The following is an 18,773-nucleotide window of genomic DNA, read 5'->3' on the forward strand; positions in this document are numbered from 1 at the left end:
CTTATGCCACTGCCGACCTCTGTAAAGCTGTTTGAGATGGCCCCCCGGGACGGCCTGCAAAACGAACCGGGGGCCATCGTGCCTACCGCGACTAAAATTGCCCTAGTCGAGCGGCTTGCCAACGCGGGAATCGCGCACATTGAAGCGGCCAGTTTTGTCTCGCCCAAGTGGGTGCCGCAAATGGGTGATGCCATTGAGGTGATGGCGGGCATTCAGCGCCAACCCGGCGTGGTCTACTCCGCGCTGACGCCCAACCTGAAAGGACTGGAAAACGCCCTAACGGTTGGCATTGAGGAGGTGGCGGTCTTTGGTGCAGCGTCTGAAGCCTTTTCGCAGAAGAACATTAACTGCTCCATTGCTGAGTCTCTGACCCGCTTCGAGCCGGTACTGAATCGTGCCCGGGATGCGGGCGTGCGCGTGCGCGGCTACGTCTCCTGCGTATTGGGCTGCCCCTACGAAGGCGAGATTGACCCCAGCAAAGTCGCCGAGGTGGCCAAGGCGCTTTATGAAATGGGCTGCTACGAGGTGTCACTCGGCGACACCATCGGCGTCGGCACCCCCCTGGCCGCCAAACGCATGATTGAAGCCGTTCAGCGGCAGGTGCCGATAGAGTTCCTGGCTGCCCACTTCCATGACACCTACGGCATGGCGATGGCCAACCTCTACGCGGTAATGGAGGAAGGCGTCAGTGTGATTGATGCGGCGACGGCAGGCCTGGGTGGCTGCCCCTATGCCAAAGGCGCCTCCGGCAATGTGGCCACCGAAGATGTCCTCTACCTGCTTGAAGGGCTAGGCATTGAAACGGGCATCGACCTGCAAGCCGTAATCGATACCGGCTACTGGATCACCCATGAACTAGGCCGTACGCCCAGCTCCAAGGTGGCCCTGGCAAAAGGCGCTAGCCGTTAAATGAGACGTTAATAATAAAAATTAAAAGTAGCGAATTATCCTCTGCCTTCCCGCTCGGACAAGAAAAAATATCGGAGAGATACACCATGGCATCACCTGCTCTTACCCTACCCAGCTACTCCAGCAGCATGGCGGACAAGCCGCTGCTGGGTATGACCATTGGCGAAAAATTCGACCAGATCGCCACCCAGTACGCCGATAACGATGCGCTGATTGTGCTGCATCAACATATCCACTGGAGCTATCGCCAGCTCCAGGAAGAGGTCAACCGCTGTGCTCGCGCCCTACTCTCCATTGGGGTTAACAAGGGCGACCGCGTGGCCATCTGGGCACCCAACTGCAGCGAATGGACGTTAACTCAGTTCGCCACTGCCAAAATTGGCGCCATTCTGGTCAACATTAATCCCTCTTACCGCACCCATGAGTTGGAGTACGCGCTGAACCAATCCGGCGCGCGTTTTCTGGTCACCGCCAACAGCTTCAAAAGCTCCGACTACAGCGCCATGCTGTTTGAGCTGGCCCCGGAACTCAACACCTGCGCTGAAGGCCAACTCAAGTCGACTAAACTGCCCGACCTTGAGTGTATTATCAATTTAAGCAGCGAAAAGCTCAGCGGCATGTGGCGCTGGTCTGACCTAATGCAAGAAGCCAGCAAGGTTAGCCAAACCGACGTTGACGACCTACAGGCCACGCTGCAGTTCGACGACGCCATCAATATCCAGTACACCTCCGGCACCACCGGCTTTCCCAAAGGAGCCACACTCTCCCACCATAATATTCTCAACAACGGCTTTTTTGTGGCGGAAAGCATGGGGTTTACCAGCGAAGACCGCCTAGTGATTCCGGTGCCGCTCTACCACTGCTTTGGCATGGTGATGGGCAACCTGGGCTGCATGACCCACGGCGCCACCATGATCTACCCGGACGAGGGCTTCGACCCAGGCAAAGTGCTCAAGGCGGTACACGAACAAAAAGCCACCGCGCTTTACGGCGTGCCGACCATGTTTATCGCCGAGTTGGATCACCCTGATTTTCCTGACACCGACCTCTCTTCCCTCCGCACCGGCATAATGGCGGGCTCGATCTGCCCCGCTGAAATCATGAAGCAGGTCATCAATAAGATGAATATGAAGGGCGTGCAGATCGCCTACGGTATGACCGAAACCAGCCCGGTATCCACTCAAACGGGTGCCAACGACAGCATTGAAAAACGTGTATCCACCGTAGGCCGAACCCAGCCTCACTTAGAGAACAAAATTGTCGATCCCGGCAACGGCGGCATTCTGCCCCGGGGAGAAATCGGAGAGCTGTGTACCCGCGGCTACAGCGTGATGCTGAAGTACTGGAACAACGACAAAGCCACCGCTGAAGCCATCGATGAAGCGGGCTGGATGCACACAGGCGACCTGGCCACCATGGATGAGGAGGGCTACATCCAGATCGTGGGCCGTATTAAAGATATGGTGATTCGCGGCGGTGAGAACGTCTATCCCAAAGAGATCGAAGAGTTCTTATACGCCCACCCGGCGATCTCCGAAGTTCAGGTCACCGGCGTGCCGGATAAGAAGTATGGTGAAGAGCTGATCGCCTGGGTGAAACTCAACAGCACCGCGGGTGAGGTGACCGGCGAAGAGCTGCGCGAGTACTGCAAAGGCAAGATCACCCACTTTAAAATTCCGCGCTACTTCAAGTTCGTTGATGAGTTCCCGATGACCGTCACCGGCAAGATTCAGAAATTCAAGATGCGCGAAATTTCTATCCAAGAGCTCGGTTTGGATCAAGAGTCATAACACGCAATGACCAACGCCAACCGTTTAGCAGGTCACTATCAGCGCGCCCTGCGCGCTGATGAAGTACTGGCGCAGATTGATGCCCACTTCCCCGCTGGCCCCACGCTGCATCAACTGGCTCCTTTGGATCAGCTGCATATTGGCGGCGTGGCGGCATCAGCCCGTTTACTTGAACGACTTGACCCTACAACGCATTTAAACGTACTGGATGTCGGCGCGGGGCTGGGCGGCTTGATGCGTCAGGGCGCGGCGTTAGGCTTTCGAATGACCGGGCTGGATATTACCCATGGCTTCAGCGTGCTAAACAGAGCGCTTTGCTCGCGAGTTAACCAACCTGACGCACCACCACCTGCCTGGGTAACCGGTGATGCGGCCGCACTGCCGTTTGCCGATAACAGCTTTGATGCCGTACTGTTTCAACATAGTCTGCTAAATATGCCCGATGCTACCAGGGTTATCGCACAGAGCCGCCGAGTTCTGCGCCCTGGTGGGCAGCTAGTCATGCATGAGGTGGTCAGTGGCCCCAACGTGGCGCACCTTCGCTACCCTGTTCCGTGGGCAGCCAATTCCGAGCACTCCCATTTACTTAACCTGTCTGAGCTGACTCGGCTGCTTGAAACCGGAGGCTTTCAACTTGAACACGTGGACGACTGGAGTGAAATGGCCTTGGCGTGGCGCCAGCGCCAGCGGCAAAAAGAGCAGACGCCACGACAAGCCGTGCTGTCACCCCAGTGGGTATTTGGCGAACGCTTTCTGACAATGGGTAAAAATTTAGTCGATAATCTGGCTCAGGGCGCAATTAAAGTGGTGGAAATCCAAGCCAGTTGCTAATCTGAATGGCAATAGCTTTTTCCTCCCTACCCATGGGTATTCGGCAATAGTTGGGTATGAAACGATAGGTATATGAGAAATGCCAATCAAACGCTTGGCAAGCACCCTGCTCTGCTGCTCAGTTCCCTGGTTTAGCAGCTACGCCGACGACGCCCCGCCGGTCATGGCGTATACCGCTCCCAATAGCGAACTTATGCAGCTGGATAACGGCGTTATCTTAGAAGGTAGCGACCTTCAAAGCCTTGATAATTATACCAGCGGTTTTCGAGTCACCGCAGGCTACAGCCCTTGGCGACTCCCGCAGCTCGATATTGGCGCTGAGATTGCCTACCGGGAAAGCGAAGAGATCTCCACTTCCTCCGGTGTTAACCCCCTCATCATGGATACACTCAGTTTGGGAGGCGCCATTGTTGCCGGAGTTCGCATGGGTGCTTTCAGCATCTATGCGAAGTCCGGTATCACAGAATGGCGTGGCGAAAGTGATCTGGAAGGCGCCGATGAAAGCGGTACAGCACTGCTGCAAGGCTTCGGCGCCACGGTGACGATTAACCGACTCGTCAGCCGGCTAGAGTACGAACGCATCGACGCTCCCACCCTCAACCACCTCAATATGCTAAGCGCATCGTTGCATATGCCTTTTTAAACGTTATCGCGATGTTGCTCAGGCGGTGTCCAAATAGGCACATCTTCTCGTTGCGGCTCGGGCCAATCCTGCTGCATGGCGCTATTCAACGACTCTTCCAGTTTCATAAATAGCTCACCGTAGCGGGGGCTGAAGCTGATGCCCTCTTCGATCTCTTTCCAGGCTTCAAACAGTTCATCCTCATGGGCATCTTCGTTCTGTACAAAGGCCCAGGTCATCTGCTTAGCTCGCATGGGGTGCACGCCCATGGCTGTCAGTGCGTGGCCGCCCAGTTCCAGCGCTGAATGATAGGTTTCACTGATAACGTCGTCGGCACCCGCGTCACGTAGTTGATAGCCATGCCCACGGTCAAACGCACGAGCCAGCACCCACACTTGGGGGTAGGCATGCTTCACATGCTTAACCATCTGCACGGCACGCTCACGATCGTCTAACGCAATAACCAGTAACCTAGCGTGCTCAATCCCTGCAGTCTCTAGCAAGTCGGAGCGGCTGGCATCGCCAAAGTAGCTCTTGATGTTAATTTTGCGCAGGTTCTCGATCTGCTCAATCTCCAGATCCAGCGCCACGATGGGGATATTATTGGCGCGCAGCAAGCGGCAGATTATTTGTCCAAACCGCCCTACCCCCGCAACGATAACCGGTGCCTGCTCCTCAATAGCATCGGCTTCGCGATCATCGTTTTTAGCGATAAGATAGCGCGGTAGCACCAACCGGTCATAGGCAATAAATAGCAACGGCGTTAAGAACATTGATAGCGCCACCACCAGTGAGAGAATCTGGGAGATATCGGTAGGAATCACGTTGTTTTGAACGCTGTAGGTCAGCAGCACAAAGCCGAATTCACCGGCTTGGGCAAGGCTTAAAGTAAACAGCCAGCCGTTGCTACCATGCACTCGAAATAGCAGCGCCAAGCCCAGCAGAATCACACCTTTAACAACGATAACCGCCACGCCTAGCGATAGCACCGTGCCCCACTCCGCTGCTAACACCGAGAAGTTGATACCTGCCCCTACGGTAATAAAGAACAGCCCCAGGAGTAGCCCTTTGAAGGGCTCAATATTGGCTTCCAGCTCGTGCTTAAATTCACTGTTGGCGAGTACCACGCCCGCCAGAAAAGCGCCCAGGGCGGGAGATAAATTAACCACACTCATCAGAGCGGCAATGCCAATCACCAGCATCAACGCGGTGGCGGTAAATACTTCACGCAGGCCAGAGCCAATCACATAGCGAAACAGCAGCGGCATCAAATAGTAGCCAGCGGCAATAACGCTTGCGATAGCTGCCACGACCACTAAGGCGTGCGCCCAGCCGGGCAAGTGGGCTACCAGGCTTAAGCTGGCGTGGCCATCATCACCGCCCGCCCCCATCAACTCAGGCAGCGCTAAAAGCGGGATCAGCGCCAGCATGGGGATCACCGCAATATCCTGAAACAACAGCACCGAGAAAGCGCTGCGACCACCCTCCGTTTTGGCGAGCCCCTTCTCATTGAGTGTTTGCAGCACAATCGCCGTAGAGGAGAGCGCGAAAATCAGCCCCACTGCCAGCGCCGTCTGCCAAACGAGCCCCAGCCACCAACCGATAGCGCTACCTGCCGCTGCGGTTAGCACGACCTGAAGCCCGCCCAGGCCAATCAGCCGAACCCGCATGGCCCACAGCCCCTTGGGATCAAGCTCCATGCCCACCAAAAATAGCATCATCACCACGCCGAACTCGGCAAAGTGCTGAATGGTGGTGGTCTCCTGCCCCACCAGCCCCAGAATCGGGCCAATCACGACCCCAGCAACCAGATATCCCAGCACAGACCCCAGACCAAAACGCTTGGCTAGCGGTACCGCGATCACCGCGGCGACAAGGTAAATAAAGGCTTGAATAAAATAGCCGGTCATCGTGACTCCTCAAAATTGAACGCTCTGCTTGACTTCCCTGAGTAATCAGGTAGCGTACTAGTACGCTAGTACATTACAGGTTACCTGGTGGCATACATGACAACAGACGAACACTACCAGGCTGAGCTCATTCGCCATTTGCTCGCTATTGACTCACCTAAAGCAATGGACGCAGCACTGGCGAGCCTGCTAACGCCTGCAGAGTATCAAGAAATCAGTAAACGCCTACAAATTTTTAAGCTGCTGCGTGAAGGGCTGCCCCACCGCAAAATTGCCGAAACCCTGGGCGTGGGTATCGCTACGGTGTCCCGGGGCTCCCGCGCGCTTACCACGTTACCCTCTTCAAGCCCTTCTTCACGGACTGATTGATCATGACCACTGCTGACACGCACGCCTCATCAGGCCCGCAGCCTTTTACGCTGCCACGCAAACCTCACTATGTGACCTTGGCGGCGGACTGCGACTTCTTTGCCCTGTTTCAAAAAATCGAACGCCGCTTTGATACCTGCTACATGCTGGAGTCCCTGGGCGAAGATAGCCATATGGCGCGCCACTCGATTATTGGCTTCGACCCCGAGTACACGCTCTACGCCAACGGCAACACGCTGACCATCCAAGAGCGTGACGGCAAAGCCAACCACTACCCAAGCGACAACCCCTACGAACTGCTGCGCAGCCTCATCCCGCAGGATATTATTTCCCGCAAGTACGCTGGCGGGCTAAGCGGCTATCTTGGCTATGACGCCATGCAGTACTTCGAGCCATCGCTTACGTTAAAAGCCAGCGATGATTTCGATACCTTCCGCTTTGGGCTCTACAAAGATGGCCTGATTCTCGACAAGATGACCGGGGAAGTCACCTACTTCTACTACGACAACAGCCGCTATGACTTTCTGCAGACGCTGATCAATGCAGACAATGAACCAGCAGGCCCGCTGCAAATCACCGCGCTGGGCGACACCATGAGCCAGGCAGAACACGCCGAGGCGGTGGCCAAGGTGAAGCAGGATATTATCGACGGTAAGGTGTTCCAGTGTGAAGTCGGCTTTAAAAAGCGTTTTAGTATTAAAGGCGATACCCTGGCGCTGTACGAGCAGCTACGTACCATTAACCCCTCGCCGCAGATGTACTACGTCAAATTTGGTGAACAGAAGCTGATTGGCGCCAGCCCCGAGCTTCTGTTCCGGCTGCGCCAGGGCGAGATGGAGACTTTCCCTCTGGCAGGTACCACCCTGCGCGGCCAAACGCCCCAGGAGGATACCCAGCTCGCCCGGGCGCTGCTCAACGACCCTAAAGAGATCGCCGAGCACAACATGATTGTGGATCTGCACCGCAACGATATTGGCCGGGTAGCGCAGTTTGGTACGGTGAAAGTGCGCAGCTTGATGGATATCAAACGCTTTAGTCACGTGCAGCATATCTCCAGCGAGATCGTCGGCATTATCGCCGAAGGCGAAGATATGTTTACCGCGCTGGCCAGCAACTTCCCCGCGGGCACCCTCACCGGCGCACCCAAAATCGAAGCGATGAAAATCATCGACGACCTGGAGACCGACGGGCGCGGCCCTTACGGCGGCGCGGTGGGCCAATTCTCGTTTAACGGCGACTGTACCTTTGCGATTCCCATTCGTACGGTATTCGTCAACGGCGAGCGCGCTTACGTTCAAACCTGCGGCGGCAACGTGTATGACAGCAACGCCGAAGATGAATATGAAGAGATTCGCCGCAAGTTTGCCGGCACTCGCAAGGCCTTGACCCCCTTTATGAGCACGGAAACGGAGAGCCCCGCATGAAGGTGCTGATCATCGACAACTACGACTCCTTCACCTATAACCTCTACCAGTTCATAGGTGAGATTCTAACCACGGAGAAGAATCGCGGCGGGCTGGCCAATTTCGAGATACTGGTTAAGCGCAATAATCAGATCGATTTCCAGACTATCGAAGCCATGGCCCCGGATCGCATTATCATCTCACCTGGCCCCGGCTCGCCGGATGACCCGCGCTACTTTGGCGTGTGCGCAGAAGTAATAGAGAAACTGGGCAAAACCACGCCGCTGCTGGGCGTTTGCCTGGGCATGCAGGGTATTGTGCACGTGTTTGGCGGCAAGGTAGTGAAGGCGCCGCTGCCGATGCATGGCAAGATCAGCCCGATCAACCACAATAACGCCTCGGTGTTTAACGGCGTGCCCGACCAGCTTGAGGTAATGCGCTACCACTCACTAATTGCCGATGCGACCACCCTGCCCGAGTGCCTGGAAGTAACCGCCACCGTGGGAGCCCTGGAAGCTGACAATTTCGAGCAGCGCAGCGGCTGGCAGGCACTGGGCGAATTCGAACTGATGGGCGTTAAACATCGGGAGTACCCGATTCACGGCATCCAGTTTCACCCGGAATCGTTTGCCACTGAAGGCGGCAAAGAGCTGATCGCTAATTTTCTTTTCGCGCCGGGCAATCACACTAGAACGTAGGCACCCAGCATAGGGTGGCTAAATGAGGTTCAATGAAACCATTAGCCACCCTACACAGACCAGATTTACGACAACCGTTAGCCAGAACGTCACTTGAAAGGCGGTTTTCTGAGTTTTATGCCGCAGCCGCTGTTGGGCCAGGAACGCACCCGGCCAGCCCCCCACTATCCCAAGCAGATGTAGCGACCTTTCACTCACCCGACGGCGGTTGTTAATAGCCGCCTTTTTGTCGATAGCGTAAGTGATATAAGCGATAACGCTAATCAAAGCGTAAAAAGCGACGATTGGAATCACGGTGGAGACTCTTGAAGGGTAAGGCGCTATTTGCGTCGCTGAGAAGGTTTGCCGCCCACCGCTGGCTTACCGCGGCCTTTACCCACGGGCTTACCTTTTGCACTAGGCTTACTTTTAATACCGGGCTTGCCGGGGGCTTTACCGCCCTTGGGGTGCGGTTTACCTGGCGCACTGCCTTTAGGGCCGGTACCTGTTTTTCCACTGACTTTTCCGCTGGCGGCTTTTCTACCTTTGGGAAGCGGTTTAGCCCCGGCCGCTTTGGCACCAGCCGCCTTCGCTCCTGCTTTAGCTGGCCGCCCTTTCGAAGCAGGCGGTTTTGCCTTTCCTGCGCCTGAGCTGTAGTTGGGTCTTTCTGGCTTCGCTTTACTCTTCTTCTCGGGTGCCGCCTCTGAGCGTTCGGTCAGGGCGATAATAGTCTCGATCTCTTTAGGCGTGAGATCGCGCCAGTCGCCCAGGGCCAAGCCTTTGAGGGGTACATTCATAATGCGCGTGCGAATAAGCTGGGTAACCTCGTAGCCGAAGTATTCGCACATACGGCGAATTTGCCGATTGAGCCCCTGCACCAGGGTAATAGTGAACACAAAGGTGGACTCTTTTTGTACCTTGCAGCGCTTGGTCACCTTGCCAAGAATCGGCACGCCACTCTGCATGCCCTCGATAAACTCGTCGGTGATCGGCTTGTTCACCGTCACCTGGTACTCTTTTTCGTGGTTGTTATTGGCACGCAGAATTTTATTAACCAGATCGCCGTTATTGGTTAATAAAATCAGCCCCTGGGAGTCTTTATCGAGCCGCCCAATGGGGAAAATACGCACGCCATGCTTCACAAACTCAACGATATTATCCTTTTCGCTGGATTCGGTGGTGCTGACAATGCCCACCGGTTTATTCAGCGCAATCAGCACCAAATCCTCCTCTTCCTGAGGCTCGATCTCCTGACCGTTGACCTTAACCAAGTCTCCCGCCACCACTTGATCACCAGTAGTCGCGCGGCGACCGTTTATCCACACGTTGCCCTGCTCCACAAAGCGGTCGGCTTCACGGCGAGAGCACATGCCGCTCTCGCTAATATATTTATTGATACGGGTAGATTTTCGAAACGACATAAAACGCCATATGGCTAAAAGAGAGTAAGCAAACAGTTAAAAAGAGGAGCCGGGCTCCTTTAAGAAGGCCAACTCCTCATCGGTAGAGGCCCGCCCCAACAAGGCGTTGCGGTGCGGGTAACGCCCAAAGCGATCGATAATCGCCTTGTGGCGCACTTCAAAGTCGTAGTTCTTCTCTAACCCCGGCTGGTCAAACAGCTGCATCGCCAGCTCATGAATGGCCGCGGATTCGCTATGCATATAGGGCATATACAGAAACGCACGCTGCTCGCTGGTTAGTTCTGCGTCTGCCCCAGCGGCGACGGCCTCTTGCGCTAGCGCCAGCGCTAAAGCATCCGTGGCAAAAGCGCGGGCATCATCGCGGTAAATATTGCGCGAGAACTGATCCAGCACAATGATCTCTGCCAGTCGCCCTTCGGCCGTTTTCCGCCATGGGTAACACTCGCACTGTGAAGCCTGCGTATGCAGTGCGCCAAACCGCTGCAAGATCATCCGATCCATGTCAGGATCTTTTTTAAACCATTGAGCAGGCGTCAACGCCTCAAACCAGAAATCGAGTACCGCTTGAGAATCTGAAGACATTGACGCCTCCTAGTCATTAAATATGGTTATGTCTAGCCGGTATTACGTAATCCCGCCGCAATGCCTGCCATGGTCACCATCAGTGCACGGGAAAGATCGGCGCTAATGGCCCCATCAGCGTCGCGGTTACGCTGCAGCAGCTCCGCCTGCAGGCCATGGAGCGGATCGATATAGGGGTTGCGTACATCAATCGCCTGGCGAATCAGTGGCGTATTCTCCAGCAACTTCTCCTGCTGAAGAATATCCAACACGGCTTCTTCCAAACGCCCAAAGCGTTCACGCAATTTTTTACCCAGCGCCTTCAGCGAGGGCTCATCGACCAAGCGGTGCTCGTAGTAAGCAGCAATGGCGACATCGGCTTTGGCCAGCAGCATCTCCAGCATGTCCAGGTAAGTGCCGAAGAACGGCCACTCATTGCGCATCTCTTGCAGCACATCGCGACCGCCGGGCTGCTCTAAACGCCGCGAGAAGGCTTCGCCGCTGCCCAGCCATGCGGGCAGCATCAGGCGAATCTGCGTCCAGGCGAAAATCCATGGAATGGCGCGCAGGGTTTCCACCCCGCCATCCTGGCGCCGCTTGGTGGGGCGTGAACCCAAGGGCAGCCTACCCAAGGCGCCTTCTGGTGTGACCGCGCGGAAATAGGGCACGAAGTCCGGGTCTTCTCGCACCACGCCCACATAGGCACCATGCGCTACCTTGGCGAGTTGATCCATCTCCTCACGCCAGTGCGGTTCCGGCGCACGGGGCGGCAATAACGTGGCTTCTAGCACCGCGCAGGCATAGATCTCCATGGAGCGCAGGGCAATATCGGGCTGGCCAAACTTGAAGCGGATCATCTCGCCCTGCTCGGTCACTCGCAGGCTGCCGTTTACCGAGCCTGGAGGCTGGGAGAGTATCGCCGCGTGGGCCGGGCCGCCACCACGGCCAACGGTGCCGCCGCGGCCGTGGAACAGGGTTAAATCGACGCCGTGTCGGTTACACACATTCACCAGCGACTCTTGAGCACGGTACTGGGCCCAGGCAGCGGCTAGCTGGCCGGCATCTTTTGCCGAGTCGGAGTAGCCAATCATGACCTCCTGACGGTCATCGATCAGCGAACGATAGCCCGGTATCGCCAGCAGCTGATCCACCACCTCGCCTGCGTGATCCAGGTCGTTAAGGGTTTCAAACAGCGGTGCGATAGGTAGCGTTACCTGCCCCCCGACCTCTTTCATCAGCAGTGCCACGGTAAGCACGTCAGAGGGCTCAGCGGCCATGGAAATAATGTAAGTCCCCAGCGCTTCGGAATGCTCCTGGGCGATGACTTTAAACGTATCCAGCACTTCGCGGGACTCAGCGGAGCACTCCCAGCGGCGCGGAATCAGCGGGCGACGTGAGGCCAGCTCCTCGAGCAAAAATTCCTGCCGTTTGGCTTCGTCCCACTCCTGGTAGTGGCCCAGGCCCAGAGCGCTGGTCAGCTCTTCAATGACCTGGGCATGGCGGCTGGCTTCCTGACGTAGGTCGAGCTTGGTCAGCGTCACTCCAAACACCGCAACCCGACGCAGCGTATCCAGCAGCGCGCCGTTGGCGATGGTGTCGAGGCCCACATCACACAGCGAGCGGTAACAGGCGAGCAGCGGTGAGTAGAGCTGATCGCGGGTTTCAATAATCGGCCCGCCATCGTAGTTACGCCCTTCAAGCTCTGCTTTGGCCCAATCACGGGTTGATTCCATTTTAGCCAGCAGCCGCTTCAGCACTTCGCGGTAGGGCTCAGTGACATCGCCCGCCTCGGCTTTGAGCGCACTATTGGCCTTCCACATGGAGAGCTCGGTTTTGAGCTGTTCAAGGTCGCGCAGATAGAGGTCGGCGGCCATCCAGCGACCTAACAGCAGCACCTCGCGGGTCACTTTAGCCGTTACGTTGGGATTGCCGTCGCGGTCGCCGCCCATCCAGGAGGCGTAACGTATCGGCGCCGCGTCCAGGGGCAGGCGTTCACCGGCAGTATCCAGCAGCAGGTTATCCAAATCTCTATGGAAATCTGGCACTGCCTGCCACAGGGAGTTTTCAATTACCGCAAAGCCCCACTTGGCCTCATCCACCGGGGTGGGCCGCTCGTGGCGGATCTCATCGGTATGCCACGCCTGGCTGATCAGCTCTTCCAGGCGACCCTGGGCACGGGTGCCACGCTCCGGGTAATCTTCGGAACTCTCAATGGCGGTTAAGCACTCATCGATGGCATCATATTTTTGGATCAGGGTGCGGCGGATAACTTCGGTGGGGTGCGCGGTGAGCACTAGCTCAACGCGCATGTTGGCGAGGGTCTCGACCAGTTTACGCGGTGAGTTGCCTGCCTGCTCGGCGCGCTGAAGAAGCTCCCCCAGTACCGGCTGGGAGCCGGGCTTGTAGTCCTCTACCCGGCGAAAGCGCGCCCGGTAGTGCTGCTCGGCAATGTTGGCGAGGTTTAAAAACTGGTTGAATGCCCGGGTGACCGGCAGTAGATCCCGCTCGGGCAGCTCACGCAGGTACTCGATCAATTCGCGCTGCTGCAGCGAGTCGCCCTGGCGCCCTCGCTTGGCGTGGGCGCGAATGGTTTCAATTTTATCGACAAATGCCTGGCCCAAATCGTCGGCAATGGTTCGCCCCAGGCTGTCGCCCAGAATACGCACGTTATCGCGCAGAGATTCGTGTAGGTCGTGACTCATTGGCATGGCCTCCTTGCAGGGGTCGCATCATTATTAGATCAGGAATGGGTAGATTGTTTTTCTTCTGCTTTGGCTGCCTGCCAGTGTGCTTCCATCTCGTCTAGGGAAGCCTCTGTTAATGGCCGCTGGGCAGCGCTAAGCTCGCGCTCGACAAAACGAAAACGACACTCGAACTTGGCATTGGTAGCGCGCAGGCACTGTTCGGGGTCGGCATTCAGCGTGCGGGCAAGGTTGGTGACTGCAAACAGCAGATCGCCGACTTCTTCCTGGGCGTGCTGTTGATCACCGGCGGCAAGCGCCTCTTCTACTTCCGCCAGCTCTTCACGAATTTTAGCCACCACGCCGCGGGCATCGGGCCAATCGAAGCCTACTCGCGCTGCACGCTTGGACAGCTTGGCAGCGCGGCTAAGGGCAGGCAGCGTGCGCGGCACATCGTCGAGCACAGAGGGCTGCTCTACGGCTCTCTCGGCGCGCTTCCTTTTCTCACGTTCTTCGGCTTTCAATGACTCCCAGCGGCTGTTGACCTGCTGAGTTTGCACCTCTTCAGCGCTCACGCCTGGCGGGCGCCGGGAAGCCAGCGTGCCCTCCGGAAATACATGCGGATGGCGACGCAGCATTTTAGTGGTAAGCGTATCAACGATATCGGCAAAGTCGAAGCGCTGCTCTTCCGCGCCGAACTGGGCGTAGTAGACCACTTGAAAGAGCAGATCACCCAGCTCACCAGGCAGTTCGTCAAAAGCGCGCCTCTCAATGGCATCAGCGACCTCGTAGGCCTCTTCCAGGGTATGGGGCACAATGCTGTCCCAATCCTGCTGGAGATCCCAGGGGCAGCCCTGCTCCCGGTCGCGCAGCACCTGCATCAGAGTCAGCAGATCATCGATACCATGGCGCATTATGCTCCTCCCTTGCGAATTTGTTGATCCGGGTCGGCATTGCGCAAACGGCGCACTTCGGTAACGTTGGGCAACTGCTGGATGCGCGAGAACAACCGCCCCAGGGCTTCAAGGCCATCGACTTCCAGAGTAATACGCAGCCGGGCAATGCCTTCATCGGTATCGGTGAGCGTGTTCACGGCGAGTACGTTGACTTTTTCGTTACCCAGCAGGCCCGTGACATCGCGCAGCAGTCCGGAGCGATCCCAGGCCTGAATCTCAATGGTCACCGGATAGCGGGTTTGGGCGCGCTCGCCCCACTCCACTTCGATAATGCGCTGGGGTTCGTCCAGGCGCAATTGCAGAATATTGCTGCAGTCCTGGCGGTGCACGGTGACACCACGCCCCTGGGTAATAAAGCCGATAATCGGCTCGCCAGGCACCGGGCGGCAGCAGTTGGCCATACTGGTTTTAAGGTTGCCAACACCGAGCACCGTGATATCGCTTTTGGTGGCTTTGCTAGATTGACGCTTTGGCTTGGCCAGCAGGCGGTCGAGCTGCTCTTGGTCGTCGGTTTCACCAAATAGCTGTTGGGCCTGGTGCAACACCTGGCCGATACGCAGGTCACCGGCGCCGATGGCGGCGTACATATCGTCGGCATTTTGGTAGTTAACCGCCTTGGCCAGCTTGGGCAGGTCGAGCCCCTCGACATCCAGGCGGCGCATTTCACGGTCAAACAGCACGCGCCCCTCGTCCAGGTTTTGATCCCGGGCCTGGTGCTTAAACCACGCCTGAATTTTGGCCCTTGCCCGGGAAGTGCGCACATAGCCCAGGCTGGGGTTTAACCAGTCGCGGCTTGGCCCACCCTTGGTGGCGGTAAGGATTTCTATCTGCTGGCCGGTCTTTAACTTGTAGGTGAGCGGCACAATGCGCCCATTAATCTTGGCGCCCCGACAGCGGTGACCAATTTCGGTATGCACCCGGTAGGCGAAATCGATTGGTGTGGCAATCCGCGGCAGATCAATCACGTGACCGTCGGGGGTGAATACGTAGATACGATCAGGCGCTACATCGCTGGATAGCCCTTCGCGCAGATCACCAAAGCCACCCACTTCGTCCTGCCACTCCAGTACCTGACGCAGCCAGGCAATTTTCTCTTCGTAGCTACGGCTTTTGGCGTTGGTATCGTGGCCTTTGTAACGCCAGTGGGCGCAAACGCCCAGCTCCGCTTCGTCGTGCATAGCGAAGGTGCGAATCTGGATTTCAAGTACCTTGTTTTCCGGCCCCATAACAGCGGTGTGCAGCGACTGGTAGCCGTTCTTTTTGGGGTTGGCGATGTAGTCGTCGAACTCGTTGGGCACATGGTGCCAACGCGAGTGAATAATCCCCAGCACGGTGTAGCAGTCCGCCACTTCCGGCACCAGAATGCGCACCGCACGGACATCGTGCACCTGCGAGAAGTCGATCCGCTTACGCTTCATTTTGCGCCAGATCGAGTAGATATGTTTGGCCCGACCATCCACATCGTAGCGGTGGATGTGCTGCGCTTCCATCAAGCTCTTGATGGTTTCGACCACATCGTGAATATAGCGGTCACGGTCGAGGCGCTTTTCCGCCAAAAGCTTGGCGATCGCTTTGTACTCATCTTCATGCAAGTAACGAAACGATAGGTCTTCCAGCTCCCATTTAAGTTGCCCAACGCCGAGGCGATGGGCCAGCGGCGCGTAAATATCGGCAACTTCCCGGGCAACCTGTAAGCATTTCTCCAGTGGCGCATCTTTTACTTGGCGCAGCGCACAGGTGCGTTCGGCAATTTTGATTAGCGCCACGCGTACATCACTGACCATATTGACCAGCATCTTGCGCAGGTTTTCCTGCTGATTGTGTTGGCCCATGCCATGGTCAGGCGCCAGCGGGTAGCTGATCGCGGCCATTTGCAGCACCCCATCAATCAGGCTGGCCACTTCTTCGCCAAAGCGCTTTGTCACGGATTCAAGGCTCAGCAGCCCTTCCCGCACCGCGCGGTAGAGAACGGCAGCCTCAAGTGTCGCTTGATCTAGCTTTAACTCGCCAAGAATATCAGCCATTTCCAGGCCCATGCGGAAACTCGAGCCTGGCGATAGCCATACGCGATGGGTGCGCGGGGCCTCAAGCTCCAGCTTCTCGGCGAGTTCACAGGCGTCAACTAAACGCTCCGGCTCACGTAGGCGCACATCCTCCTGCAGGCGCGTTAACCATTGTTGTATGTCCACCGTTCCGCTCGCGGTTAGCGGCTGGTCTTCACGCACTTTCACCATGACAATTACTCATCCTTTCAGGGAGACGGTCTCTACACGGCCGTCACCGTGGCTTGATGCGATGGGGAAACGTCTAGTCCCCGTACTCGAACAGCATCAGCGTTTCCATATGTGCAGTGTGAAGGAACATATCCGCCACTGCTACTTGCTTGACCCGGTACCCCGCATGCACAAGGTGTGCCGCATCCCGGGCAAGCGTCGCCGGATCACAGGAAATATAGACCACCCTGGGCACTGGGTGGCGCGCCAGCGCCTGACAAATCACTTCGGCACCGCTACGCGGTGGATCGAGCACCAGCGCATCACTATCACCATGTACAGTTAATAGCTCATTAACGCCGACAGCGTTGCTTAAATCGGCCTGCTGACCGCTGACCATCAACTGATTGCGCTTAGCGTTAATCGCAATGCGCGCCACCATGGCGGGGTTCCCTTCCACCGCATGCACCTCAGCACCCGCTGCCGCTATGGGCAGGCTAAAATTCCCGATACCGGCAAAAAGGTCGAGTAGTTTTTGCCCTGACTTGGACGCAAGCCACTGGATGACCTGGGCGACCATTTGCTGGTTAACCGGGGCGTTGACCTGTAAAAAATCTCCCGGTGCAAAACTTAAGCTAAGCGGTGGTTGGCCGGTCACGGTTAGCGACTCTTCAAGCGCCGGCGCTGCGCCATGCCAGTGCAGTGTGGGTGTTTCACGCCCCAACCAAGTGCCCAGCGCCACTCCCTGCTGCTGCGCAAAGGCTTGCCAACGCTCAGCGTCTCCGGCGTGCTCTTTTAACTGACGAACTAACACGACCTGCGCGGTTGCCGTTGCCAGTAACTCGATGTGCCCTACCTGGCGTGGCGCCTCTAACGTACTCAGCAGCTCACGCAGAGGTGTTAACAGCCGCTGTAAGGCATCGACCAATACCGGGCAGCGCTCAATATCCACCAGGCGGTGGCTATGGGCGGCACGAAAGCCCAGGCGCGTAGTGCCCTGGCTGTCGACTTTCACCCCCAGCCGCGCACGGCGCCGATAGCCCTGATCGCTGCCTTGAATCGAGCCGATCTCGCTTAGCGTTATACCCTGGCGAGAAAACAGATCGCGCACCACTTCACGTTTATGGTCGCGCTGGGCGTCGACACTTAGGTGCTGCAGATCGCAGCCGCCGCAGTGGCCGAAATGCGGGCAAGGCGGTGTGACGCGCTGCTCCGATGTCGTCAGCAGCGATTTGATGTGCGCTTCGTCAAAGCGTTTGCGGGTGGTATGAATCGCCACTTCGACCTGTTCACCGGGCAGCGCCTGATCGACAAATACGGTTTTCCCGTTGGCTGCGTGGGCAACCCCTCGCCCATCATGAGCCAAACGTTCAATGACCAGCGGCGACGCATCCTCTATAGCAGTATGCGGAGCCTTACCACCCGGCGTGCGCGCCAGCCCAGAATGCCCTGAGGCGGGCCTGGGCGGCCGCCGTTTTCCCAGCATGGCCATGGTTATACTCCTGGGGCAAATAGGCCAGTAGAGAGATAGCGATCACCACGGTCACAGACGATAAACACAATCACCGCATTTTCGGTTTGCTCAGCGATGCGTAGCGCGCCAGCTAGGCTGCCCCCCGATGAGACCCCGGCCAGAATGCCCTCTTCACGAGCCAGACGGCGCATGTGCTCTTCGGCTTCCTGCTGGCCTATATCCAGAGTGACATCCACCCGCGGCGCTTCAAAAATAGCGGGCAGGTACGCTTCTGGCCAGCGGCGAATGCCAGGAATACTGGCGCCATCGGCGGGTTGTAAGCCGACAATTTGAATAGCCGGATTTTGCTCTTTCAAATAGCGCGACACCCCCATAATGGTGCCCGTCGTGCCCATGGAGCTAACGAAGTGGGTCACCTCGCCCCCGGTTTGTTGCCACACCTCAGGGCCGGTGGTGCGATAGTGCGCTAACGGATTATCCGGGTTAGCGAACTGGTTAAGCGGTTTACCTTCGCCTCTAGCAATCATGCCATCGGCAATGTCCCGCGCCTCTTCCATGCCCCCTGATTTGCTGGCAGAGATTAATTTAGCCCCAAAAGCAGCCATCGCCTGCTTACGCTCTTCCGAGGCGTTTTCCGGCATTACCAACACCATCTGATACCCCTTGATCGCCGCCGCCATGGCGAGCGCGATACCGGTATTGCCTGAGGTTGCCTCAATCAGCGTATCGCCGGGGGTAATATCACCCCTGGCTTCAGCTTCATGGATCATGGAGAGCGCCGGGCGGTCTTTGACCGAGCCGGCAGGATTATTGCCTTCAAGCTTGGCCAACAAGGTATTGTTACGCCCAGCGTTAATGCGCTTCAGGCGCACAAGGGGTGTGTTGCCAACTACATCTTCTAGCGTGGGATAGCCCTTGAGATCGTTCATGAATATTCCTTATCGTCACCGTTATGC

The 18,773-nt window shown here is 57.0% G+C and carries 16 protein-coding genes; 7 read left to right on the forward strand and 9 right to left on the reverse strand.

Going from position 1 to position 18,773, the window contains the following annotated elements:
• The first annotated feature begins 3 nt into the window (after window positions 1–3).
• The 4 genes from JI62_RS19220 to JI62_RS19235 all read left to right on the forward strand — a co-directional run bounded on the left by JI62_RS19220 (window position 4) and on the right by JI62_RS19235 (window position 4,173).
• Window positions 4–909, forward strand: a complete 906-nt coding sequence (locus JI62_RS19220) for a hydroxymethylglutaryl-CoA lyase (RefSeq protein WP_088701701.1) — start codon at window positions 4–6, stop codon at window positions 907–909.
• 86 nt (window positions 910–995) lie between these two features.
• Complete coding sequence (locus tag JI62_RS19225; protein WP_088701702.1) at window positions 996–2,699, forward strand: AMP-binding protein; 1,704 nt, start codon at window positions 996–998, stop codon at window positions 2,697–2,699.
• 6 nt (window positions 2,700–2,705) lie between these two features.
• Window positions 2,706–3,530 (forward strand): class I SAM-dependent methyltransferase, encoded by an 825-nt coding sequence (locus JI62_RS19230; RefSeq protein ID WP_088701703.1) that lies wholly within the window; start codon window positions 2,706–2,708, stop codon window positions 3,528–3,530.
• Window positions 3,531–3,609: 79 nt separating this feature from the next.
• A complete protein-coding gene (locus tag JI62_RS19235; RefSeq protein WP_088701704.1) occupies window positions 3,610–4,173 on the forward strand; it encodes a hypothetical protein in 564 nt (187 codons plus the stop codon).
• Here JI62_RS19235 and JI62_RS19240 read toward each other — a convergent pair.
• On the reverse strand, window positions 4,170–6,062 hold the full coding sequence (locus tag JI62_RS19240) for a monovalent cation:proton antiporter-2 (CPA2) family protein (protein ID WP_088701705.1): 1,893 nt from the start codon (window positions 6,060–6,062) through the stop codon (window positions 4,170–4,172). The genes JI62_RS19235 and JI62_RS19240 overlap by 4 nt on opposite strands.
• 96 nt (window positions 6,063–6,158) lie before the next feature.
• On the opposite strand from JI62_RS19240, the gene JI62_RS19245 reads away from it, so the two are divergent.
• From JI62_RS19245 to JI62_RS19255, 3 genes are read left to right on the forward strand one after another with little or no spacing between them, the layout of a single operon-like run.
• The gene (locus tag JI62_RS19245; protein WP_088701706.1) at window positions 6,159–6,431 is read left to right on the forward strand and encodes a Trp family transcriptional regulator; all 273 of its coding nucleotides are present in this window, start codon (window positions 6,159–6,161) and stop codon (window positions 6,429–6,431) included.
• Window positions 6,432–6,433: 2 nt separating this feature from the next.
• Window positions 6,434–7,855, forward strand: a complete 1,422-nt coding sequence (locus JI62_RS19250; RefSeq protein ID WP_088701707.1) for an anthranilate synthase component I family protein — start codon at window positions 6,434–6,436, stop codon at window positions 7,853–7,855.
• Window positions 7,852–8,532, forward strand: a complete 681-nt coding sequence (locus JI62_RS19255) for an anthranilate synthase component II (RefSeq protein ID WP_088701708.1) — start codon at window positions 7,852–7,854, stop codon at window positions 8,530–8,532. Before JI62_RS19250 ends, JI62_RS19255 begins: the two co-directional genes overlap by 4 nt.
• Window positions 8,533–8,550: 18 nt before the next feature.
• Here the strand turns inward: JI62_RS19255 and JI62_RS19260 are convergent, their stop codons facing one another.
• The 8 genes from JI62_RS19260 to cysM form a co-directional block, all read right to left on the reverse strand.
• Entirely contained in the window at window positions 8,551–8,826 is a 276-nt protein-coding gene (locus JI62_RS19260; protein WP_088701709.1) for a DUF1294 domain-containing protein, read from the reverse strand.
• Between the two features lie 26 nt (window positions 8,827–8,852).
• Entirely contained in the window at window positions 8,853–9,932 is a 1,080-nt protein-coding gene (gene rluF / locus JI62_RS19265) for a 23S rRNA pseudouridine(2604) synthase RluF (protein ID WP_088701710.1), read from the reverse strand.
• Window positions 9,933–9,968: 36 nt separating this feature from the next.
• Window positions 9,969–10,514 (reverse strand): DUF924 family protein, encoded by a 546-nt coding sequence (locus tag JI62_RS19270; protein ID WP_088701711.1) that lies wholly within the window; start codon window positions 10,512–10,514, stop codon window positions 9,969–9,971.
• 32 nt (window positions 10,515–10,546) lie between these two features.
• Window positions 10,547–13,195 (reverse strand): phosphoenolpyruvate carboxylase, encoded by a 2,649-nt coding sequence (gene ppc, locus JI62_RS19275; protein WP_088701712.1) that lies wholly within the window; start codon window positions 13,193–13,195, stop codon window positions 10,547–10,549.
• Between the two features lie 38 nt (window positions 13,196–13,233).
• A complete protein-coding gene (mazG, locus tag JI62_RS19280) occupies window positions 13,234–14,088 on the reverse strand; it encodes a nucleoside triphosphate pyrophosphohydrolase (protein ID WP_088701713.1) in 855 nt (284 codons plus the stop codon).
• Window positions 14,088–16,364: a GTP diphosphokinase gene (relA, locus tag JI62_RS19285; protein ID WP_088701714.1), complete on the reverse strand. Its 2,277-nt coding sequence runs from the start codon at window positions 16,362–16,364 to the stop codon at window positions 14,088–14,090. Before relA ends, mazG begins: the two co-directional genes overlap by 1 nt.
• Window positions 16,365–16,437: 73 nt before the next feature.
• A complete protein-coding gene (locus tag JI62_RS19290) occupies window positions 16,438–17,835 on the reverse strand; it encodes a TRAM domain-containing protein (RefSeq protein ID WP_088701715.1) in 1,398 nt (465 codons plus the stop codon).
• Between the two features lie 2 nt (window positions 17,836–17,837).
• The gene (cysM, locus tag JI62_RS19295; protein ID WP_088701716.1) at window positions 17,838–18,746 is read right to left on the reverse strand and encodes a cysteine synthase CysM; all 909 of its coding nucleotides are present in this window, start codon (window positions 18,744–18,746) and stop codon (window positions 17,838–17,840) included.
• Window positions 18,747–18,773: the final 27 nt, after the last annotated feature.

Origin of the sequence: Halomonas campaniensis (genome assembly GCF_002211105.1) — a bacterium.
Taxonomy (GTDB): Bacteria; Pseudomonadota; Gammaproteobacteria; order Pseudomonadales; family Halomonadaceae; genus Vreelandella; species Vreelandella campaniensis_A.